Raw genomic sequence first — 21574 nt, 5'->3', positions numbered from 1 at the left:
GATCACCCGCCTGCACCAAACACTGGAAAACGTGGAGACGCCCACGTGTGGCTCCACCCCGGGCGTCGCTGCTTCCAACTGGTCTCCCAGCCTACGTGTTCCCGGGTCCGGACACCCGCCGTCCGCCGAGAGCGAACACACGCGTTGAAACCGGCGACGGCCGCCCCGCTGCTGCGGGGGCGGCCGTCGGCGCTGGTCGAGGCAGGGTCAGTGCGCTGCCTCGAAGGCCTCGCGGACCACAGACGGGATGCGGCCCCGGTCGGGCACCTTGTGCCCGTTCGAGCGTGCCCAGTCGCGGATCTCGCGGGCGCTGGTGCCGACCTGGGTGCGGCGCTTGGCGCCGGACGAACGACCGCCTGCCCGTCGGGCGGCCGCGACGTACTTGGCCAGCGCGTCACGGAAGGCCTTGGCGTTCTTGGTGTTCAGGTCTATCTCGTAGGAGCGGCCGTCGAGACCGAAAGCCACGGTTTCGGCGGCGTCGCCACCATCCAGGTCGTCCTCGAGCGTGATGTGCACTTTCTGTGCCATGTTCAAAGTCCTCTCGGGGTGACGGATCCACGATATCCGTGCCGGCGTGCGTGCTGCACGAAAACATACTCGGAAGGCGCGATGCCACACAAACCTGACGGGCTTCGAAGATCGGTTAAGGCGGTGATATCGACGTATTAACTCGCGCGAGGTCAGCGGTTACGTGCGTAGACCAGCTCGAGCCCGCGCAGCGTCAGCCACGGATCATGGGCGGTGAAACACCCACACTCGTCGTACACGAGCGGCGCGAGGTAGCCGGTCGCGATGACGGACACCTCGGCCTCGTCGACGCCGAGCTCGGTGATCATCCGGGAGACAATTCCGTCCACCTGACTGGCGACCCCGAACACCATTCCCGACTGCAGCGCCTCGACCGTGTTCCGGGCGATCACGGTCCGCGGACGCCGCAATTCGACCATGCGCAATTGTGCGCCCCGCCGTTCCAGCGCCTCGAGTGATATCTCGATGCCCGGCGATATGGCACCGCCGACGTACTGTCCCTGCGAATTCACCACGTCGAAAGTCGTCGCCGTACCACCGAAGTCGACGACCACCGCCGGGCCGCCGTACCGGGTCGCCGCGGCCAGGGCGTTGACGATCCGGTCGGTGCCGACCTCGCGCGGGTTGTCGGTGAGCACCGGCACGCCGGTGCGGACACCGGGCTCGACGACGACGCTCGAGACTCCGCCGAAGTGGTCGGTGAGCATGGTCCGGAACGCCTGGAGCACCGAAGGCACCGTCGAGCAGACCACGATCCCCTCGACCTCCTCCTCGCGCGGCCCGAGCAGGCCGCGGATGAGCACGGCCCACTCGTCGGCCGTCCGCGACTCGACGGTGGCCACCCGCCAGTGCGCGACGACCTCGCTGCCGCGGACCAGGCCCAGCACGGTGTGGCTGTTGCCGATGTCGGCGGCAAGGAGCGAGGGCGCGGTCATCGCAGGTCCAGCCCGAGGTCGAAGACCTTGACCGAGTGGGTGAGTGCGCCCACCGAGATGAAGTCCACGCCCGTCCCGGCCACCTCGCGCGCGCGGTCGAGGGTCAGCCCGCCGGAGGCCTCCAGGGTGGCGCGGCCGCCCGTGATCCGGAAGGCCTCTGCCATGGTGGCGGTGTCCATGTTGTCGAGCAGGATCTCGGTGCACCCGGCGTCGAGCAGCTCCCGCAGCTGGTCGAGGTCGGTGACCTCGACCTCGACCCGCAGGGTCGGGTTGGCCGCGCGCACCAGCTCGTACGCCGGCACGACTCCGCCGGCCGCGACCACGTGGTTGTCCTTGACCATCGCCCGGTCGGACAGGCTGAACCGGTGGTTCACGCCGCCGCCGCAGCGCACGGCGTACTTCTGGAGGGCGCGGTACGTCGGCAGCGTCTTGCGGGTGTCGAGGACCCGTGCGCGGGTGCCCTCGAGCGCGGCCACCCAGTGGCTGGTCGCGGTCGCGACCCCCGAGAGGTGCGAGGCGAAGTTGAGGGCCGTGCGCTCGGCGGTGAGCAGGTCCTGGACGGGGCCGGACACGGTCATCGCCACGTCGCCGGCCGCCACGTGTGTGCCGTCGGCGAGCCGACCGGTCACGTCGACATCGAGACCCAGCGCGTAGACGAAGACCAGCTCCGCGACGCCGAGCCCGGCGACCACGCCGCTCTCGCGAGCGGCGATGTCGCCGATGCCGTTGCCCATCGGGGGCATCGCGCTGCTGGTGACGTCGCGTCCGCCGTCGGGCAGGTCCTCATCGAACGCGGCCACGACCATCTCGTAGACGGATCGCGGATCCAGCCCGGCGCCGGCGAGCTCGTCGACGAGCGCGCGCGGCAGGTCGGCGTACGACGCGCGTGCGATCGTCATCGTGCCGCGGTGGTCAGGTCGGTCGGTGCGGCCGGGCGGAACACGTGCTGGGGGACACCGCCCGCGTGCCACCAGTCGTGGTGACCCGACTGGTGCGCGTCGTCCCGCTCGGGGAAGTCCTCGCGCCAATGGGACCCTCGGGTCTCCTCGCGCAGCAAGGCGGCCTCGGCCAGCAGCGAGCTCACCGTCACCAGGTTGGTGGTCTCCCAGGCATCCTGGTCCACCGTGACCGCGGGAGTGTCGGCCAACTCCTCCAGCGCGTGGCCGGCCGAGCGCAGCCCGTCGGCGGACCGGAGCACCCCGACCCGACCGGTCATCTCCTCCTGCAGCGCTCGACGGCACGACCCGTCAACGAGCCACGGCTGGTGCAGATCGGCAGCCGCGTCGACCCACGCGCGCAGCTCGCTGGGCAGCACCTCGGCGATCCGACGCGAGAACACCAGCCCCTCCAGGAGTGAGTTGGAGGCAAGCCGGTTGGCTCCGTGCACGCCGGAGCAGGCGACCTCGCCCGTGGCGTAGAGGCCCGGCAGTGTGCTCCGCCCCCAGACGTCGGTCGCCACGCCACCGGACGCGTAGTGGCACGCCGGAGCCACGGGGATCAGCTCGGTGACCGGGTCCACGTCGTACCGCCGGCAGGTGGCCAGGATCGTCGGGAAGCGGGTCTCCCAGAACGCTCCGCCCAGGTGCCGCGCGTCGAGCCACATGTGCGGGTGGCCGGTCTCGATCATCCGGCGGGTGATCGCCTTGGCGACCACGTCCCGTGGCGCGAGGTCGGCCAGCTCGTGGACGCCCTGCATGAAGCGGGTGCCCTCCCAGTCGACGAGGAAAGCCCCCTCGCCCCGGACCGCCTCGGAGATCAGCGGCTGCTGGCCCAGGGAGTCGGGGCCGAGCCACATCACGGTCGGGTGGAACTGCACGAACTCCAGGTCGCGCAGCACCGCGCCGGCCCGGTAGGCCAACGCCATCCCATCGCCGGTCGCGACCGACGGGTTCGTGGTCTGTGAGAACACCTGACCGAGCCCACCGCTGGCCAGTACGACCGCTCGGCAGCGCACCGCGCCGACCCCGTCACGCTGACCTTCCCCCATCACGTGCAGGGTGAGCCCGGCTACGCCGCCGTCCTCGGCGAGCAGCAGGTCCACCGCGAGAGCGTGCTCGGTCACCTCGATCTCGGGAGCCCGCGCGACGGCGGCGATCAGCGCGCGCTGGATCTCGGCGCCGGTCGCGTCGCCTCCCGCATGCGCGATCCGGTCGCGGTGATGGCCTCCCTCACGGGTCAGGCTGAGCTCGCCGCCGGGATGGAGGTCGAAGTTCGCACCCAGCGCGATCAGCTCGCGGACGGCGTCGGGGCCCTCGGTCACCAGCACCCGGACGGCCTCCGCGTCGCAGGCGCCGGCGCCGGCGACCAAGGTGTCGCGCTCGTGCTGCTCCGGGGTGTCACCAGGACCGAGCGCGGCCGCGATGCCGCCCTGCGCCCACTGCGTGGACCCCGCGTCGAGGACGTCCTTGGTGACCACGAGCACGTGGTCGACCAGTCCCCGCAGCCGCAGAGCGGCGGTCAGGCCGGCGATGCCCGAGCCGATCACGACGACGTCTGCACCCACCGACCAGCCCGGCTCCGGAGCCGCCAGCCGGCCGACCGTACGTCGTACGCTCACGCAGGCAGGCTACTGGCGCCGCCCGACGAGACGCTGACCCCCTCGGGCTCCGGCTAGCCTGTCGCCGACCACGGGCGGGGAGGAAGGCGACGATGGGGATCCACCAGCGGCGTCAGCGACGGCTCGCGCTCCTCGCCGAGGCCGAGCGGACGGTGCCGATCACGTTCGCGATCGTCGGCGTGCAGAAGGCCGGCACCAGCAGTCTCTACCAGATGCTGACCCAGCACCGGATGATCGTCGGCGGCGCGCACAAGGAGCTGCGGTTCTTCATCGAGCCGCACGACTGGGACAACCCCGACTACTCCACCTACCGCCGCCCGGCCTGGCGCCGCCAACAACGCGAGGCCGGCGACGCGACCCCGGGCTACCTCTTCTACCCACACGCGATCGAGCGGATGCACGGCTACGACCCGGACCTGAAGCTCCTTGCCAGCTTCCGCGACCCGATCGAGCGCGCGTTCTCCCACTGGGCGATGGAGCGGCGGCGTCGCGACACTTATCCCGACCTCCCCGCCGCCATCGAGCAGTACGGCGCGGACGAGCTCCCCACGTCGGCGCACAGCGACGCGGTGCCCACCCCCCTGCTCCGCCGCTCGCCGTTCGCCCGCGGGCTGTACGGCGCCCAGCTCGAGCGGGCGATGGCGTTCTTCCCGGCCGAGCAGTGGCTGATGGTCGAGTTCGGCTCGCTGATCCGCGAGCCGCACGCCGTCCTCGACCGCGCGACCGACCTCCTGGGCGTGGCGCGGTTCCGGGACTACCCCGCACTCGTCACGCGGATGGCCGGCTCGACCACCAACCCCGGTCCCCGTCCCTCGGCGGGCGCGGTCGAGGGGCTCGTGCGGCGGTACGCCGACGACCTGGCGTTGTTCGAGCGGCTCTCGGGGCTCGACATCAGCGGTTGGCCGACTCGGCAGGCCGCGGCAGGCACCCTCGACGTCACCGAGCTGCGCGACCGGCTGTGCGACAAGCTCGGCCTGCAGGCTTAGCGCACAGATCAGACGTCCGGGCCGAGCGTGATCGGCAGGTTGTCGATCAGCCGGGTGCTGCCCAGCCGGCCCGCGACCAGGATCCGCGCCTCCGTGGGCGTCGCGGGGTGAAGGTCCGTGACCTCACCCAGATCCGGCGTACGGATCGCGAGGTAGTCGAGCTCGAGCTCCGGCTCAGGCACCTCGTCGAGTACGCGCATCGCCGCCCAGCGCACGGCCGGCAACCCGAACCCCCCGCGCGCGGCACCCGCCCGGAGCGCCCGCGAGAGCACCGTGGCGTGCTCGCGCTGCACGGGGTCGAGGTACCGGTTGCGACTCGACAGGGCGAGCCCGTCGGCCTCGCGGACGGTGGGTACGCCGACGATGTCGACGCCCAGGCACAGGTCGCGACTCATCCGCCGGACCAGCACCAGCTGCTGGTAGTCCTTCTCGCCGAAGAACGCCAGGTCCGGCCGAGTGAGTCCGAACAGCTTCGCCACCACGGTGAGGACGCCGCGGAAGTGTCCGGGCCGTGACTCACCCTCGAGCTCGGTGGCCAGCGCTCCCGGCTCGACGGTCACCAGCGGCTCGCCGCCGGGATAGACCTCGTCGACCGAGGGAGCGAACACGACGTCCACGCCCTCCTTCTCGCAGAGCACCAGGTCGTCGTCGAAGGTGCGCGGGTAGCGGTCGAGGTCCTCCCCGGGCGCGAACTGCAGCGGGTTGACGAACACGGAGGCGACCACGGCCCCGGACGACGCGCGCTCGCGGGCGGAGCGCAGGAGCGCGGCGTGCCCGTCGTGCAGGGCGCCCATCGTGGGCACCAGAGCGACAGGGGCGGCGGAACGCCGAACGGGCGCGAGGGCGTCGGCCAGCTCCTCGCGAGTGGACGCGAGGGCGGGGGACGGACTCATCGAAGCGGCGTCCGGGCGGTGGCCGGGTGGGCCGCCTGTGACGCCGCGAGCGCCTCGTCGAGCAGGCGCCGGATGGCCGTGCCGCGGATCGGGAGAACCCGACCGTCGGTCACGACCCGGTCGAGGGTGGCCTGGCCGAGAGCGACGTACGACGGGAGCGTGTCGGGCGCGGTGGCCGCGATCTCGGCCAGATGAGCGCGGACCGTGTTGACGTCACCGCGCACGATCGGGCCGGTGAGCGCGCTGTCGCCCTGGGCCAGGGCGTTGTCGAGCGCCGCGTTCAGCAGCGGGCGGAGCGTCGCGGCGGGGTCGTCGGCGCCGGCGGCCCCGAGCAGCTCCATCGCCTGCGCGACCAGCGTGACCAGGTGGTTGGCGCCGTGGGCCAGACCCGCGTGGTAGAGCGTGCGGCGAGACTCGTCGATCCACATCACGGTGCCGTCGAGGTCGGAGACGAGGCGTTCGGCCACGGCCCGCTCCTCGGCGGCGGCGGTCACCCCGAAGATGCAGCCGCGCAGGCGGGACAGGTCGACCTCGGTGCCGGTGAAGGTCATGGCCGGGTGCATCGCGATGCCACGCGCGCCGACGGCCACCGCTGGGGCGAGGATCTCGAGCCCGTGCCGGCCGCTGGTGTGCACGACGTACTGTCCGCTCCGGAGCGCGCCGCTGGCGCTCAGCATGGCGACGACGTTGCCGAGCATGTCGTCGGGGACGGTCAGCAGGAGCACGTCGCAGGCGCGCGCCACGTCGGTGGGCTTCCGGATCGGAACGCCGGGCAGGAGGTCGGCGGCTCGACGGCGAGATGCGTCGGACTCGCCGGCGACCGCGACGATGTCGTGGCCGGCGTCACGAAGGGCGGCAGCGAGCACGGCGCCCACGCGGCCCGCACCCACCACGCCTACACGGAAGGTCGTCTCCACTGCTTGTCCTCTGCGCTTCAGTCCCACCGACCACCGTCACCCCGAGACGAAACGGCCGGTGTGGGTACCACACGTGTCCAGAACGCCTCCAGGCTACGCGGGCGACGGTCGCCGCGGAACGGGCGCTCGTGTGAGGTAGCCGACTCACCGGACGGATCAGCGGCGTACCCGGCGGCGTACCCGGCGGCCGAGCTCGCGCACCAGGTCCCGGCCCGGTACGTCGGACACCGGCGGCAACACCGGCTGCGGCATCGACCTCGCCGGCTTCGCCGGGCGTTGCTTGCGGATCGCGCGGAGCGAGCCCGCGAGGGCCTGCTCCATGGCTTGGGCCGCCGCAGCGATGGGAATGGCGGTGGGTGGTGCACCGAGGTCGTCCCCGGCTCCCTCTCCGTGCCAGCGCAGCAGGTCCGGGTCGCCGACGACCGTGGCGTCGGCGCGGGCGACAGCGTCGGCGCGCTCGTCGCTGAGCGCTACCAGCCGTTCGGTCGACCAGCTCGGGAGCGGCGGGATGAGCGTCTCCCAGTCGGCGAGTGGGGCGACCCGCAGGCCGGACAGCAGGGCGCGACGGGCGGGGTTGAGGCGCTTGTTGCCGACCCAGCCGCGGGACTCGACCGCGAGGTTCACCTGGCGGCAGAACTCGATCCGCTCCATGGAAAGAGACGTGTTGGTGTGCGGCCCGGGAGTGAGCAGCCCCTCGTCCAGGCCGAGCAACCGCTCGAAGGTCCGCGGCTGCAGCCCCCGGTCGGCCTCATCGGTGACGAGCACGATGACCTGCTCCGCGGGCAGGACCGCGCGCCAGCGCGCGATCAGGCCGTCAAGGCCGTGGTTGTGCCAGAAGACCCTGGCCGCCCGGCCCGTGCGCTCCTTCGCCAGCACCTCGCGAAGCCAGGTGTCGTAGGTACGGGTCTCGTTGACCGACTTCACCCGCTCCTGCCAGGCGGACGGCAGGAGCTTGTCGAGTCGCCGGGCCACTATCAGCACGTGGACGAGGTCGGCCCCGAGGTCGTCGACGAGCTTGCGGGCTCGCTCGGGTCGGGCCGAGGAGAAGTCCTCACTGGAGATCACCACGCGCCCGGGCGCTCGACGTACCTCGGCGACCATCTCGTCCCACTCGGCGGTCGGTACGTCGGCCTCACCGACGCGGCTACGACCGAGCAGGGCCCAGCTCGGGCGCATCTGGCGGTGGTAGCTGCCGGGGTAGGTGATCCCGGCCGCGGACAGCTCGGCCCGATGCGCGTGCAGACTGCTCTGAATCGCGGTGCTGCCGGTCTTGTACGGCCCGATGTGCACCAGGACAGCGCGCTCGGGGAGGAGCTCGGTCTCCGTCGACATCCCGACCCCTCCGCTCGCCTCCGGCCGGCCGGAAGTCTAGGGCACGCCCCTCCAAACGCTTGCCGGACAGGGGGTCGCCGACGGACCTCGCCGACGCGGGCCCAGAGCGTGTGATGTGACAGAGTTCCACCCATGCAGGACCAGACCTCGGCGCAGACATGCCGCAGGCAGATGCTGCTGGTCGCCGGCTCGGGTCGCAGCGGAACCAGTCTCTTCACCGGTCTCACCGGTCGGCTCGGCGTCCACATCCCCAAGCCCGAGGTCAGCGCCAACCGGTCCAACCCACGGGGGTTCGGCGAGCCGCGCTGGCTGGTCGACTACCACAACGACCTCCTCTCCTCGGTCGACGTCGTGGTCGAGGACGGCCGACCGGAGGCCTGGGACCTGACCGACGACCTGGCCCAGGATCCGAAGGCCCTCGGGCCGCTGGTCGACTGGCTGGAGGCGCAGTTCGGCGAGAACGAGCGGATCGTGGTCAAGGACCCGCGGCTCGCCTGGTTCTTCGAGCTCCACCGGGTCGCCGCCGCGAAGGTCGGCGCTGACATCCACGTCGCGACCATGCTGCGGCATCCGGCGGAGGTGATGCGGTCGCGTGAGATCGCCTACGGAACGCGTACGAACAACACCACCCGCGTGGTCGGCTGGATGACCATGATGCTGGGCATCGAGGCGCGCACCCGTGACTTCCCGCGGGCGACGGTCCGGTACGACGACCTGCTCGCCGACTGGCGTGCGGCGCTGACCCAGGCCGACTCCCTCCTCGACATGGACCTGTTCGAGCGGGCGACCGCCGCGCAGGTGGCCGAGGCGGGCGACCTGGTCGACCCGACGCTGCACCGCTCCGCGGCCGACTGGGACGAGCTCGAGCTGCCGGCCCGGGTTCTCGACCTCGCGACCCGCACCTACGACGCCTACGGCCGCCTGGTCGGGGCCTCTGCGGCCGAGCAGGACCTCACCCGGCGCGAGCTCGACACGCTCCGCGCGGAGCTCACCGCGTACTACAACGAGTGCTTCGACGTGGCCCGCACCCGCGTCGGTGCCTTCGCCCGTCGCGAGCGGCGCAAGGCCGCCCGCCGGGTGCGTGAGGAGATGCGCCAGGCAGCGGCCGAGCGCGGCGTCCGTGGTCTGACGCGACGTGTCTTCGGTTCGCTGCGGAAGTCCTCGTCGTGACCGACGGTCCGAGCCGGCCCGGGGCACCCCGGGTCGCCGTGCTCCTCGCCGGAGGGCTCGGCGTACGCGTCGGGCTCGACATCCCCAAGCAGCTGATCAAGATCGCCGGAAGGACGATCCTCGAGCACACCATGGCCGCCTTCCAGGCGCACCCGATGGTCGATGAGATCGTGGTGATGATGGCCGCCGGCCACCTCGACGCGGTGCGGGCCATGGTGCGTCAGGGCGGCTACGACAAGGTGACCCAGATCCACGAGGGAGCCGACACCCGTAACGGCACCACGCTGCGTGCGCTCGACGCCCTCCCCGACGACTGTCCGGTGCTCTTCCACGACGCTGTTCGGCCACTGATCAGCGAGCGGATCATCACCGAGTGCTTCGAGGCGCTCGAGCAGTACGACGCGGTCGACGTCGCGATCCCGTCCGCCGACACGATCATCGAGGTCGACCCCGCCGACAACACGATCCGGGCGATCCCGCAACGGTCGAACCTTCGGCGCGGCCAGACCCCTCAGGCGTTCCGCTCCTCCGTGCTGCGCGCGGCGTACGAGAAGGCGGGCGACGATCCCGGCTTCACCGCGACCGACGACTGCGGCGTCGTACTCCGCTACCTCCCCGACGTCCGGATCTGGGTCGTCTCCGGCGAGGAGCGGAACATGAAGGTGACCGACCCGATCGACGTGTTCCTGGCCGACAAGCTGTTCCAGCTCACCAGCAGCTACATGCCCGAGGGACACGACCCCGAGGAGTACCGCGCGGCTCTCGACGGCAAGGTCGTGGTCGTGCTCGGCGGCAGCTACGGCATCGGCGCCGACATCGCGGCGCTGGCCAGGGAGCACGGCGCGACCGTCGAGACGTTCAGCCGTTCCAGCACGAACACCCACGTGGAGCGGCGCTCCGACCTCGTCGCGGTCGCCGAGCAGGTGGCCGAGAAGCACGGGCGGATCGACTACGTGGTCGCGACCGCCGGCATCCTGCCGCGGGGCTCGCTGCTGGAGACCACCGAAGAGACGATCTACGCCGCGACCGAGGTGAACTACCTCGCACCGGTGTTCATCGCGCAGGTCTTCTTCCCCCACCTGCACCGCACCGGGGGCTCCCTCCTGCTGTTCACGTCGAGCAGCTACACCCGCGGACGCAGCGGCTACAGCCTGTACTCATCGGCCAAGGCCGCGGTCGTGAACCTCACCCAGGCGCTGGCCGACGAGTGGGCCGAGAGCGGCGTCCGGGTGAACGTCGTCAACCCCGAGCGGACCGGGACGCCGATGCGGACGAAGGCCTTCGGCGAAGAGCCGGCCGGCTCCCTGCTCGACTCGCGGCTGGTCGCCAAGGCCTCGATCGACGTGCTGTTGTCAGAGGGCACCGGGCACGTGCTCGACCTGCGCAAGCTGGATCCGCTCGCCGATCCCGTCGAGGATGCCGACGACCTCGCCTGACCGTTCCCACGCCCCCCGACCCGGGGCCGCCACGTGCGGATAGTACGTATCAAACGGCCGGCGACTACGCGACGTACCCCCGGCACTTTGATACGTACTATCCCTTCCTGGCCCGAACGCAGGGGCCCGACCGAATCGGCTCGGGGCGCGTGCCGCCGCTAGCATGAGCCAGGACCGGAGCCCGCCGTACAGACCGACCCAAGGGATCGATGCAGAACCGCCTCACGCCGCCCGCCCGGTTGTCGAACGTATCCGTCGACCGGGTGAAGCGCCTCGCCCGCAGCGCTCCCGACCGTGCGCGTCGTGCGACCGACGGCCTGCGCATCCGCGCCCGGCGAGCGGTCCATCGCGGCGGCTACGTGCCGGGCCTGCTCTCGATCGTCGTGCCCTGCTACCAGGTCGAGGACTTCCTCGACGAGTGCCTGATCTCGCTGCGGTTCCAGCTCTACCGCGAGATCGAGGTCATCGTGGTCGACGACGGCAGCCCCGACCGGAGCGGCGAGATCGCCCGCCGGCACGCGCGCCGCGACCTCCGCGTCCGCGTCGTCACCCGCGAGAACGGCGGGCTGAGCGCGGCCCGCAACACCGGCGTCGAGCACGCCCGCGGCGAGTTCCTGACGTTCGTCGACTCCGACGACGTGGTCAGCCTCGAGGCGTACTCCACGGCGATCGACGCGCTGCGTGAGTCGGGCTCTGACTTCGTCGTCTCCTGCTATGACCGCCTCGAGAACAAGAAGCACGTCCCGGCGGGCACCTGGATCCGGGCGGCCCACGCCCGCAAGCGCCTCGGCGTCGACCTCGACTCGTTCCCCGAGGCGATGGTGAACGCCGTGGCGTGGAGCAAGACCTACCGCCGCGAGTTCTGGGACAGGGCGGGCCTGCGCTTCCCCGAGGGCAGGATCTACGAGGACCAGCCGGTGAGCGCCGCGGCGTTCGCCCAGGCGCGTGCCTTCGACGTGGTGCCCGACATCTCGGTGTCGTGGCGCATCCGCAACGACCGCTCCTCGATCTCGCAGAGCGCCTGGTCGACCCGCAACCTCGAGGCGCACAACGACGCGGTGGCGGCGTCGTTCGAGGCGCTGCGTGCCGCGGGCAAGGACCGTGCCGTCGAGATCCGGGCACTCCAGCTGATCTCGTACAACATGCCGTTCTTCACCCGGCACCTCGTGAAGGGCGGACCGGAGTTCTGGACACTCCTGCGAGAGGCACTGCTCGACCTCGTGCACCGGGTCTCCCGCGAGGAGTTCGTGCACAGCGTCGGGGCGCAGGACAAGGTGCTCGTCGAGCTGATCGCGAGCGGTCGGCGCGACGAGGCGGTCGCCTACATCGAGAACTGGGGGAACGACGCCCGCCGGTTCCCGACGGAGGCCACGCCCGAGGGCATCCGGGTCGAGCTGCCGCTGACCGAGGGTCTCCCCGACGACGTCAGCATCCTCTCCGACAGCCAGCTCGAGCTGGTGAGCCGGGTGATGCGCGCGGTCTGGGACGGCGGCACGGCCACGGTCACGGGGTGGGCCTACATCCGCAACATCGACCTCGTGGCGAACCCCCCGGAGTTCGCCGTCGAGCTGGTCTCGGCCGACGGCAAGACCCGGATCCCGCTGGAGAGCGAGCTCTTCGACGAGCCGCGGCTCGACGTGCTGGGCGCCCACTGGCACTGCAACTACCGCCCCGGCGGATGGAGCGCTCGCGTCCCGGCCGACCGAGTGCCCGCCGACGTCGAGCAGGACTGGTCGTTCGAGATCACGATGACCGCCGCAGGCGTAGGCCGTACCTCGCGGGTCCGCGACATGTCCCGGGCGGGCTCGGTATCCGTGCCGCAGGCACACGTCGACAGTGGTGGCGTGACCCGGACCGTGATGCGCGGCGCCGAGCGGCAGATGGCCATGCGGGTCGCGCACGCCAGGGCCCACGCCGTCTCGCAGAAGCAGCTCGCGGACGGCAGGACGAGCATCGTGTTCCGCGCTCCGGCCCCCGACAAGGTCGTGGTGAACCACACCGACAACGAGCGCCGTGACCTGCTCACCGCCACGCCCGAGCCGACCGGCACCGACGGTGAGTGGCGGGTGACGCTGGACCTCGGCTCGCTGCCGACGCCGGCCACCAACTCCACGTCGTACGGCGTGGTCACGCGGCCGCTCAGCATCCGGGTCCGGCACCAGGATGGCCGGTGGACGCCGATCCTCGCCCCGCCGGCGACGGCGACGTCGCCGGACGTGGTGGACAAGGCGTCCGGGCCGCGCAGGCTCACCGCGAGCACCAGCGGCGAGCTGGAGCTGATCGACCGGGTGCCGGTCGCCACGTCGTACACCGTCTCCGCCGAGACGTTCACGGTCCGAGTGCGGACGAGCCTCGATCTCGGCCCCTACGCCCCCATGCTGTCCAGCGTCGACCTCGACGTGCCCGGTGCGATCGAGCGCGCCGATGACGGCGTCGACACACTTACGTTCCCGCTGATCGGGTCACGGTGGGGGTACGACGACCTCACCCTCCCGCGCAACAAGTACGCCGTGACCATGCGGGCGGCCGGGGACGATCGTGAGGAGGACCTTCCGGTCACCCCGTCGTCGGAGCTGCTCGACCTGTTGCCGGCCGACGAGCCCCAGGACCGGTTCCGCACGCTGGTGGAGGTGATCTCGACCAGGCCGCAGACGCTGATCCTCAACGTCCAGGAACCGCTGGCCGACGATGTCCGCGGGCAGCGCAACCAGTACCGGCTGCGGCACGCCGCGCAGGTCGAGGAGGCCACCCAGCCGAGCGTGTTCTTCCGGGCGCTCTACAGCGAGGCTGCCAACTGCAACATGCTTGGCGTCCACCACGAGCTGGGCCGTCGCGGCACCTCGCTGGTCCGCTACTGGTCGGTGCGCGACCAGTCGGTGCCGGTGCCCGAGGGCGGCGTGCGGCTGGTCGAGGGGACGCCGGAGTGGCACGAGGCACTGGCCACCACGCGCTACGTGATGATCAACGTCCACCAGCCCGACTGGTACCGGAAGCCTCGCGGCCAGGTGCTGATCGAGACCATGCACGGCTACCCGTACAAGGTGATGGGTCACGAGTGGTGGGAGAAGGGTGGCTTCCCGGCGGGCCAGATCAACAGCTTCGACCGTCGGGCCCGAGCCTGGGACTACTTCATCTCGCCCGCGACGTACGCCACTCCCCTGTTGAACAAGGCGTTCCTCGAGCCGGCCGGCGCGACCGCCGAGGTGCTCGAGATCGGCTATCCACGCAACGACGTGCTGCAGTCCGACGACGCTCCGGCGATCCGCGACCGGGTGCGCAAGGTGCTGGGGATCGCCGACGGGCAGCGGGTCGTGATGTACGCGCCGACGTTCCGCGACTACATGTCGGCCGACGACATGGCGGCCGAGCGGATCGACTTCTTCGACGTCGACCGGGCGGCCCGTGACATCGGGCCGGGCTACACGTTCCTGGTGCGCGGGCATGCGTTCAACGCGCGTGCCGGCGGGAAGCACGAGGGTGGCGCGAACATCCTCGACGTCACCGGCCACCCCGACATCAACGACCTGATCCTGGCCTCCGACTGCGCGGTGCTCGACTACTCGTCCTTGCGCTTCGACTACGCGCTCGTCGACAAGCCGATGATCTTCCTGGTGCCCGACCTGGAGAAGTACGACGCGGTCCGCGGCGGAGTCATCCCCTATGCCCCGACCGCACCCGGCCCGCACGTAACCACCACGCGGGAGGTGGTGACGCTGGTGCGCGACCTGGACGGTCTGGCGCGTCGTACCGCCGCCGAGCGCAAGGCGTTCCGCCGCGACTACGTGGACCTCGACGACGGCCACGCCTCGGCGCGCCTCGTCGACGCCGTCTTCACCCCCCGCGGCGACGGCTGACCGCCGAGTCGGCGCAAACGGACACCGTCGAGTCGTCATCTGACGACTCGACGTTCACCGGAGGGCGAGGATCGCGTCGAGCATGCGCTCGGCGGCTCGGCCGTCCTGGTGGGGGTTGACGCGCTCGTCGAACGCGCGGACGCGCCCGGACCAGGTGGCCGTCAACGCCGGGACGTCGCGCACCTGCTCCACGACCTCGTCGGTGGTGGCCACCAGCGGTCCCGGCGCGGTGTCCTCGAACGGGAACAGGAAGCCGCGGACACCGGCGGTGTAGTCGGCCAGGTCCGGCACCAAGAACACCATCGGCTGTCCGGTCATCGCATAGTCGAAGCGCAGCGACGAGTAGTCGAGTACGGCGACGTCCGAGGCCAGGATCAGCTCGTTGATCTCCGGATGGTCGGTCACGTCGATGACGCCCGGGCGCGACGGCCCCGGCGTGTGGAAGCGGTGCCCGCGAAGTAGGAAGACGTGAGAATCGCCCAGCGCGGCCGCGGCGGCGTCCACGTCGAGGTGCTCCGACATCGCCGCGGCCCGCGGCCGCGTCGCGAGGTGGTCGCGCCAGGTCGGCGCGTACAGCACGGCCGTCTGGTGCCGACGTACGCCGAGCCGCGCCCGCGCCGTCGCGCGCACGCGGTCGGCATCGGCCCGCCGCAGCGCGTCGTTGCGGGGGTATCCGTGCGCGGCGGCCGGGCCGGTGTACCCGTACTGCTCGCGGTAGACCTCCGTCATCTCCGGCGTCGGAGTCGAGATCAGGTCCCAGGTCTCGACACTGCGCCGTCGCATCACCGCGACCCGCCGCGGCGGGAGCTCGCGGGCATCCCACTGGGACCGGCCCATCGCCTTGGACGGGTACCCGTGGAAGCACTGCACGACCAGCTGGTCGGAGCGCCGGCGGTACCACTCCTCGAGCTCCGTGTTGGTGACCAGCACCCCGGCCGTGCCGAGCACGTCGTACCACTCACGAGACCCGATCACGACCGGGCGCGACCCAGGCGGAGTCCAGTGGCCGTGGTCGAGGATCCCCCACACCGGCTCCAGCTCGGGGCGACGACGGCGCAGCTCTTCGAAGACGGCCAGCGGCGTGTCGGTGGCCGAGCGACCGGCGAAGCTCTCGAAGTACCAGCGGTCCGGGTCTGTCGCCCGCTCGTCGACGGCGTACGACGCGCGCAGCCGCTCCTGGCCGTAGGCGCCCAGCTCGTCGTCACGGCGAGGAGGACCCAGGTGGATCTCGCCCGGCCCACCCCCGCCCGGCAGGACCCTCATCCGGTGGCGGTCGCCGACGACCTCCCTCGGCAGCAGGTCACGCCAGGTCGCCCGACCGCCCAGACCCCCGGGGTGGTGCAGGTGGTAGACCCCCGTCGCCAGCCACACCTCGCGGCCGTAGAGATCGCGCCGGGTCGGGAACACGACCGTGCCGTGGCCGCGCGCCTCGCCCTCGAGCTCGGTGCCGGGGCCTCTCAGCCGCAGGCCGGCCACGGGTCGGTCGAGCCGGACGACGAGGGTCTCGCCGGCGAGGTCGATGTCGTGGACGACGGGCTCCGGACCGGCAGGGTCCGCGGTGCGCGGCCGTGGGGCGAGGTACGCCGTGCCCGCCACCGGCCCGACCCGGGCGTCGACCCGCAGCTGGTGGGTCCCGGGCGGGACGGTCACCCGCGCGGCTCCTTCTGCCGCCGACTGGAAGCGCGTCGCGGCCCACCGGTCGGCCGTCCGGTCGACGCCAGGCTCCACCGGCACGACCGCGCCGTCCGCCTCGACCGTCAGCGCGATCGGGTGCTCGGCGAGGTCGACGCCCCCGACCCGCACCCACAGGTCGACGGCACGCCCCTGGGCCACCTCGGTCATGCGAACGACCCGGGCTGCGATCCGGGTCTCACCGCCACCCATCCGCCGCGCCTGCGCGGGGAGGTCGACCGAGCGCCACACCGCGACCGGTCCGTCGCCGGTCAGCTCCGTCGGGATGTCCTCGCCCAGCGACTCGAGCTCGGCGGCCAGCGCCTGCGCCTCCGAGCGCCGTGCGTCCGAGGCCAGGCCCAGGAGGCTTCGCGACGACGCCCTCAGGTCGAGCCCGTCCGGCACGCGACTCAGGCCGACGAGGCGCCCCCAGGTCGCCTCGTCGGCACGTTCCGCGTCCGCCACGTAGCGCGGAAGGAGCACGTCGTACCAGTGCCGCAGCCAGCCGGCGGCGAGCGGTGTCCCGACCAACGCGGCCGTCACCTCGTCGTGCAGGGTCAGCCACGCGTCCATCTCCGGGAGCGGGCTGGGTCGGGCCCCGAAGGCACGGTGCCCGCGACCCCAGGCGTACCGCGCGACCGGCCGATCCAGGACGTCGACGACCAGCCCCGGCAGCAGGCAGGCCAGCGCGGGGGAGCACAACCAGTCGTCCCCGGCATCGAGCTGCAACCGGCGGGCCAGGTCACGGGTGAAGGCCTTGTTGGCCAGCGTGAGGTCGCCGGCCAGCGCGGGCGGGACGGGGCCCGCCGAGCCGGGCTCCGCGTGCGTGTCCGCCTGTGCGCGCACCAGCCACGTCTCCGGCTCGCCCGTCTGCTCGAGCACTCCGGTCGCGAGGTCGGAACCGCTGACGGACAGCGACCCCGCGAGGTCGGTGACGGCGTGCGGCAGGAGCCGGTCGCAGCCGCGCACCAGGACTACGTACCGGCCGGAGGCAGCGGCGATCCCCGCTCGCACCGCGTCGTACGACGTTGCGGAGGGCGCGATGGAACGGAACCGAGGGTCGTCGGGCCCCTCGGCAGCGGCGACTCCGACCGGGCTGAGCACGACGTCCAGCAGCGGGTGCGTCTGCCCGCGGACCGACGCCAGACAGTCCTCGACCCGGTCACCCTCTTCGAAGACCACCACGACCGCCACGAGACCGATCTCGGCGCCGCTCAGCCCGACCCGGGTGCCTACGAGGCCGAGCAGGCGCGCGCGCAGCGGCCCGGGCACCCGCCCGAAAGCCGAGCGGCCGATCTCGCGAAGGCGTGACCGGGGCGGCATGCCGGGCATCGTAACGAGGACCGTCCGCCGCCCGGGCGTCAGAGCCGGGCCAGCAGCCGATCCAGGTCGTCGCCGAGGCGGCGTACGTCGAACGTCCAGTTCGCCCGCAACGCCTCCATCGACATCGGGTTCTCGGGTCGCTGGTCCGGCGGCGACCAGAAGTAGTGGGACTCGCCGCCCTTGATGGCCGCGAACAGGTGCTCGTTGCGGGCGAAGTAGCCGCTGTGGTTGAGCACCACCAAGGCCTCGAGGCGACGCGTGTGCATGACGTTGAAGAGCGCCGAGCCGCCGAAGCCGGCGACGACGCGCGCCTCGCGGAAGAGCCGTGCCTGGTCGGGCAGCGGATGCTGCTCGGGGTAGAGGATCGTGAAGCCCCGGGCGGCGAAGCGACGCTCGACCTCCTTGACGTTGCGGCAGATCCGGTCGTTGTTGGCCGTCGCGTCGGAGCGCGAGATGAAGATCCGGGGGGAGGTCTCGATCGCCGACTCGTGCGTGCTCAGGCCAGCGCCGATGCGCGCCCACACCTCGGCCAGATCGGGATGCACGTAGTGGGGCTCGGCGTTGTGCCACATCGGCGTCGCCGATGTCACGGAGCCGACCTCGACCGGCCCCTCCACCAGGACGACGTCGTCGTCTGCGATGCCGAACGCCGAGAAGAGGGCGCGCTCGACCTTGGGGTCGAAGTCCGGGCGCGGGTGGTAGAGCACCTTGAGCCCGGGCATCCGCCGCTTCGCCTCGTCCCACCCCCACATCCGCGAGACCACCTCGGTGAGGACGTGCCCGAAGTGGCTCGGGTAGGCCGACTCGAGCTGGTAGAAGTCGCCCTCGAGTGAGCGCTCCGGGACGTGCCGACGCTTCAGCCGGACGAACTCGCCGACCGGCTCTTCCAGGTAGGGGTTGGCCAGGTGCCTGGCCAGGTGCCACCGGAACGAGTCGGGAAGCACGGTGCCTCCGGACCACATCAGGGTGCGCCCGCTCATCGCCACCGGCCCGCAGTAGTGGCGGGTCACCAGCCGCGGGTGGTGGATCACGGGATGCATCGGCGCGACGGTCGGCTCCTCCCCGTGATGGTGGACCGTGGTCCGTGCGGAGAAGTCGCCCTCGGGCAGGACCGCCAGCTCCTCGACCACCAGGTCCGGCTCGCGGGAGACCAGCACGTCGGGCACATCGGCTTCGCGCAGCCTCAGGTAGTGCCGGTAGCGGTTGGTCACGACGACCAGGTCAGGGGTGATCGCGACGGTGCCGACGTCCCCACCCGGTGCCGCGTCGACCGGGTCATCGAGCACATCGGCCAGGCCACCGAACGCTCCGCCCAGGTCGCCGGGTGCCGCGATCCGATCGTGCACGAGCGCTCCCTGGCGCCCGAGGTACGGGAGGACCGCGTTTAGCAGCGACCTGTGGTCGGCGCATCCGTCGGGCAACCGGTCTGGAGCCAGGAGATCGACGACCAGGTCGACCGCACCCACGAGGCGCAGTCGGGCGGTGACGTCGTCGAGCGTGACCGCGGCATGCGTCGGTACGCCGTACCGGCGGAGCTCTCGGGGGTCGGGCGTGAGGACGACCACGCGGTCGTCGGCCAGCTCGGTCAGCCAGCACTCGAGGCGGTCGGCCACGCCACCGTGGGCGAGCAGCACCGCGACCCGAGAACCCGGCTTCTCCTTCGACACGATCGATCGCAACGCCCGAAGATCGCGGATCCCGGAGTTGCCGGACGAAGACGGCATGGCCGGCATGTTAGCCGCGGTCTCCCGTCGCGGCCCGGTCGGATCGGGCGCGTCAGATCAACCCGGCGTCCGACAGCCACTGCTGAGCGACGTCCTCCGGCTTCGCCCGTTGCACCGACACCTCGGCGTTGAGCTGGGTGAGGTCATCGGTCGTGAGCGCGGCCATCAGCTGGTTCAGCGGAGCCTCTACGTCCGGATGCTGCTGCAGGAACGCCGTCGAGACCATCGGCACGAGGTTCTGCGCCGGCTGGATGTGCTGGTCGTCGGCCAGCAGCACCAGGCCCTGGCTCTGCAGGGTGCCGTCGGTCGTGCTCGTCTCGCCCAGCTGCGACTCGCCCTTCAGCACCGAGTCGTAGGTCTGCTGGCTGGCATAGCCCAGCGGCAGGATCTTGGTGATGTGGATGCCGTACGCCGACGACAGCCCGCCCTCGCAGTCGATGCGACCCTTGCAGTCGGGCGCCGCAGCCAGGGTGACCGACTTGCCCTTGAGGTCGGAGAGCGTGTGGACGTTGTTGGTGTCGGAGTACTTCTTGGTCACGAAGAAGGCGTTGGTGTCCGTCGCGGTCGACGGCTTGAGCAGGGTGATGCCGGCCTTGTCGAGCAGCGGCTTGGCCTTGTCGATGGTCTTCTGGGGATCGGAGACCGTGATCGGCTTGGCGTTGGCGCCGTTGTAGCTGCCGTTGAGGAACTCGACGATCGACCCGGTGTACTCCGGCACCACGTCGAGCTTGCTCGGGAAGATCTTCATGTAGACGTCACGGGTGCCCACGAGGTGGACGTCGGGCGTGTAGCCGGCCTTCTGGAGGATCGCGGCGTACATGTCCGCGACGATCTCGGCCTCGGTGAAGTTCTGGCCGGAGATGCGGACCGTGCCCTTGTCGGCGGTTCCGGTCGAGCCCGAGTCGGTGGCTGTGCTGCTGCTGGAGCTTCCGCAGGCCGTGAGCAGCGCGGCACTGGCCGCCACCACCCCGACCACGAGGCGTCGAGTCTGCATGGGAACTTCTCTCACCTTCTGTGTCCCGCGTCGCGATCGACGCGCGTGTCCGGTGCCCCCGTTCGTGCCAGGGCGTGGACGGCCATCATGTCCCAACCACCTCGGCCGTGCGACCCCCTGCAGGGGTGGACCGGATTGCAGTTCCCTTACGATTGGGGCCCACCGCACGCTCCACCGCAGCGCCGCCGACCTCGAGCAGGAAGGCGACGACGGCCACCACGAACGCGGCCGCGATGCCCTTGGGGTAGTCGGTGCGGTAGAAGCCTTCTGTGATCAGCGAGCCGAGACCCGGCCCGGCGACGAGGGCGGCGATCGTCGCGGTGGCCCAGACCTGCACCAGCGCCAGCCGCAGGCCCGAGACGACCAGAGGCATCGCCAGCGGCAGCTCGACCCGCCAGAACTGCTGCGACCCGGTCATGCCCATCCCGGCGGCCGACTCCTTGACCTCGGGCGGGACCTCGCGCACCGCGACGTAGGCGTTGGTGAAGATGGGCGGCAGCGCGAAGAGGGCGAGCGCGATGAGTGTCGCCAGGCCGGCGCGACCGTAAGGGCCGAACGTCGCGGTGCCCGGGTGGTCGAGGGTCACCAGGATCGCGAGGAGAGCGAATGTCGGGACGGCCCGGCCGATGTTGGTGACGTTCACCGCCAGGAAGCCGGCGCGGCCGAGGTGACCGAGCCACAGGGCCAGGGTGAGCCCGATCACCATCGCCGCCAGGAGGGCGGTCACGCTGATCAGCAGCTGCTGGACGAGCAGGTGCCACATCCCCTCGGGGCCACCCCAGTTGGCGCCGGTGGTCAGGTAGTCCCAGGCGCCGCGGAGGTCCCTCATGCCGACCGCCTCCGGTGGGTCCACGGCGTCACCGACCACTGGACGACGACGATGATCGCGTCGAGCACGACCGCCAGGACGACGCAGAGCACGCTGGCCGCGAGGATCTCGGCCTTGAAGTTGTTCTGCACGCCGTCCTGGATCAGGTTGCCGAGCCCGCCGTACGACACCAACGCTCCGACGGTGGTCAGCGCGACCGTGGACACGGTCGCCACCCGCATCCCGGCCATGATCACCGGGAGCGCCAGCGGCAGCTCGACGCGCACCAGCAACCGCGTCCGGCCGTAGCCCAGCCCGCGCGCCGACTCACGCACCTCCTCCGGCACACCGGTCAGGCCGGCGAGCATGCTCCGGACCAGGATCGTCAGCGCGTAGAGGGCCAGGCCGATGATCACCGCCTTGCTGCTGATGCCCGTGAACGGCAC

General features: G+C 71.4%; 16 protein-coding genes. 4 read left to right on the top strand and 12 right to left on the bottom strand.

Going from position 1 to position 21574, the window contains the following annotated elements:
- Nucleotides 1-207: 207 nt before the first annotated feature.
- From VGJ24_RS16090 to VGJ24_RS16075, 4 genes are all read right to left on the bottom strand, one after another.
- Nucleotides 208-528, bottom strand: coding sequence for an Lsr2 family protein (locus VGJ24_RS16090; protein WP_331501649.1), 321 nt, complete (start codon nt 526-528; stop codon nt 208-210).
- A gap of 152 nt (nt 529-680) precedes the next feature.
- Complete coding sequence (locus VGJ24_RS16085; RefSeq protein ID WP_331501648.1) at nt 681-1463, bottom strand: type III pantothenate kinase; 783 nt, start codon at nt 1461-1463, stop codon at nt 681-683.
- On the bottom strand, nt 1460-2362 hold the full coding sequence (gene nadC, locus VGJ24_RS16080) for a carboxylating nicotinate-nucleotide diphosphorylase (protein WP_331501647.1): 903 nt from the start codon (nt 2360-2362) through the stop codon (nt 1460-1462). Before nadC ends, VGJ24_RS16085 begins: the two co-directional genes overlap by 4 nt.
- Nucleotides 2359-4020 carry an L-aspartate oxidase gene (locus tag VGJ24_RS16075; RefSeq protein WP_331501646.1) on the bottom strand — a complete coding sequence of 554 codons (1662 nt, stop codon included), beginning with the start codon at nt 4018-4020 and terminating at the stop codon, nt 2359-2361. The genes nadC and VGJ24_RS16075 overlap by 4 nt, the downstream gene beginning before the upstream one ends.
- Before the next feature lie 92 nt (nt 4021-4112).
- Here VGJ24_RS16075 and VGJ24_RS16070 point away from each other — a divergent pair, with 92 nt between their 5' ends.
- A complete protein-coding gene (locus VGJ24_RS16070; protein WP_331501645.1) occupies nt 4113-5006 on the top strand; it encodes a hypothetical protein in 894 nt (297 codons plus the stop codon).
- Between the two features lie 8 nt (nt 5007-5014).
- Here the strand turns inward: VGJ24_RS16070 and panC are convergent, their stop codons facing one another.
- The 3 genes from panC to VGJ24_RS16055 all read right to left on the bottom strand — a co-directional run bounded on the left by panC (nt 5015) and on the right by VGJ24_RS16055 (nt 8148).
- Nucleotides 5015-5899: a pantoate--beta-alanine ligase gene (gene panC, locus VGJ24_RS16065; RefSeq protein WP_331501644.1), complete on the bottom strand. Its 885-nt coding sequence runs from the start codon at nt 5897-5899 to the stop codon at nt 5015-5017.
- Nucleotides 5896-6816 carry a Rossmann-like and DUF2520 domain-containing protein gene (locus VGJ24_RS16060; protein WP_331501643.1) on the bottom strand — a complete coding sequence of 307 codons (921 nt, stop codon included), beginning with the start codon at nt 6814-6816 and terminating at the stop codon, nt 5896-5898. Before VGJ24_RS16060 ends, panC begins: the two co-directional genes overlap by 4 nt.
- 156 nt (nt 6817-6972) lie before the next feature.
- Nucleotides 6973-8148, bottom strand: a complete 1176-nt coding sequence (locus VGJ24_RS16055) for a hypothetical protein (RefSeq protein WP_331501642.1) — start codon at nt 8146-8148, stop codon at nt 6973-6975.
- Between the two features lie 132 nt (nt 8149-8280).
- Here VGJ24_RS16055 and VGJ24_RS16050 point away from each other — a divergent pair, with 132 nt between their 5' ends.
- The 3 genes from VGJ24_RS16050 to VGJ24_RS16040 all read left to right on the top strand — a co-directional run bounded on the left by VGJ24_RS16050 (nt 8281) and on the right by VGJ24_RS16040 (nt 14608).
- Complete coding sequence (locus VGJ24_RS16050; RefSeq protein WP_331501641.1) at nt 8281-9318, top strand: hypothetical protein; 1038 nt, start codon at nt 8281-8283, stop codon at nt 9316-9318.
- On the top strand, nt 9315-10754 hold the full coding sequence (locus tag VGJ24_RS16045) for a bifunctional cytidylyltransferase/SDR family oxidoreductase (protein ID WP_331501640.1): 1440 nt from the start codon (nt 9315-9317) through the stop codon (nt 10752-10754). The genes VGJ24_RS16050 and VGJ24_RS16045 overlap by 4 nt, the downstream gene beginning before the upstream one ends.
- Nucleotides 10755-10963: 209 nt before the next feature.
- Nucleotides 10964-14608, top strand: coding sequence for a bifunctional glycosyltransferase/CDP-glycerol:glycerophosphate glycerophosphotransferase (locus tag VGJ24_RS16040; RefSeq protein ID WP_331501639.1), 3645 nt, complete (start codon nt 10964-10966; stop codon nt 14606-14608).
- A gap of 54 nt (nt 14609-14662) precedes the next feature.
- Here the strand turns inward: VGJ24_RS16040 and VGJ24_RS16035 are convergent, their stop codons facing one another.
- From VGJ24_RS16035 to VGJ24_RS16015, 5 genes are all read right to left on the bottom strand, one after another.
- The gene (locus VGJ24_RS16035) at nt 14663-17602 is read right to left on the bottom strand and encodes a bifunctional glycosyltransferase/CDP-glycerol:glycerophosphate glycerophosphotransferase (protein WP_331501638.1); all 2940 of its coding nucleotides are present in this window, start codon (nt 17600-17602) and stop codon (nt 14663-14665) included.
- Nucleotides 17603-17640: 38 nt separating this feature from the next.
- Nucleotides 17641-19326 (bottom strand): glycosyltransferase family 61 protein, encoded by a 1686-nt coding sequence (locus VGJ24_RS16030; RefSeq protein ID WP_331501637.1) that lies wholly within the window; start codon nt 19324-19326, stop codon nt 17641-17643.
- Nucleotides 19327-19378: 52 nt separating this feature from the next.
- Complete coding sequence (locus VGJ24_RS16025; RefSeq protein WP_331501636.1) at nt 19379-20320, bottom strand: ABC transporter substrate-binding protein; 942 nt, start codon at nt 20318-20320, stop codon at nt 19379-19381.
- 85 nt (nt 20321-20405) lie between these two features.
- A complete protein-coding gene (locus VGJ24_RS16020) occupies nt 20406-21149 on the bottom strand; it encodes an ABC transporter permease (protein ID WP_331501635.1) in 744 nt (247 codons plus the stop codon).
- Nucleotides 21146-21574, bottom strand: a 429-nt coding sequence (locus tag VGJ24_RS16015) for an ABC transporter permease (RefSeq protein WP_331501634.1), incomplete at its 5' end; no start/stop codon positions are given. The genes VGJ24_RS16015 and VGJ24_RS16020, both read right to left, overlap by 4 nt.

It is taken from the genome of Nocardioides sp. (assembly GCF_036493135.1).
In the GTDB taxonomy this organism is placed as follows: Bacteria; Actinomycetota; Actinomycetes; order Propionibacteriales; family Nocardioidaceae; genus Nocardioides.
This window is presented reverse-complemented; position numbering and strand designations above follow the sequence as displayed.

Coding starts and splice junctions, on each gene's coding strand:
- VGJ24_RS16040 (WP_331501639.1), top strand. CDS start 10,964: ATGCAGAACCGCCTCACGCCGCCCGCCCGGTTGTCGAACGTATCCGTC.
- VGJ24_RS16085 (WP_331501648.1), bottom strand. CDS start 1,463: ATGACCGCGCCCTCGCTCCTTGCCGCCGACATCGGCAACAGCCACACC.
- VGJ24_RS16050 (WP_331501641.1), top strand. CDS start 8,281: ATGCAGGACCAGACCTCGGCGCAGACATGCCGCAGGCAGATGCTGCTG.
- VGJ24_RS16030 (WP_331501637.1), bottom strand. CDS start 19,326: ATGCCGTCTTCGTCCGGCAACTCCGGGATCCGCGATCTTCGGGCGTTG.
- nadC (WP_331501647.1), bottom strand. CDS start 2,362: ATGACGATCGCACGCGCGTCGTACGCCGACCTGCCGCGCGCGCTCGTC.
- VGJ24_RS16020 (WP_331501635.1), bottom strand. CDS start 21,149: ATGAGGGACCTCCGCGGCGCCTGGGACTACCTGACCACCGGCGCCAAC.
- VGJ24_RS16055 (WP_331501642.1), bottom strand. CDS start 8,148: ATGTCGACGGAGACCGAGCTCCTCCCCGAGCGCGCTGTCCTGGTGCAC.
- panC (WP_331501644.1), bottom strand. CDS start 5,899: ATGAGTCCGTCCCCCGCCCTCGCGTCCACTCGCGAGGAGCTGGCCGAC.
- VGJ24_RS16025 (WP_331501636.1), bottom strand. CDS start 20,320: ATGCAGACTCGACGCCTCGTGGTCGGGGTGGTGGCGGCCAGTGCCGCG.
- VGJ24_RS16090 (WP_331501649.1), bottom strand. CDS start 528: ATGGCACAGAAAGTGCACATCACGCTCGAGGACGACCTGGATGGTGGC.
- VGJ24_RS16070 (WP_331501645.1), top strand. CDS start 4,113: ATGGGGATCCACCAGCGGCGTCAGCGACGGCTCGCGCTCCTCGCCGAG.
- VGJ24_RS16035 (WP_331501638.1), bottom strand. CDS start 17,602: ATGCCGCCCCGGTCACGCCTTCGCGAGATCGGCCGCTCGGCTTTCGGG.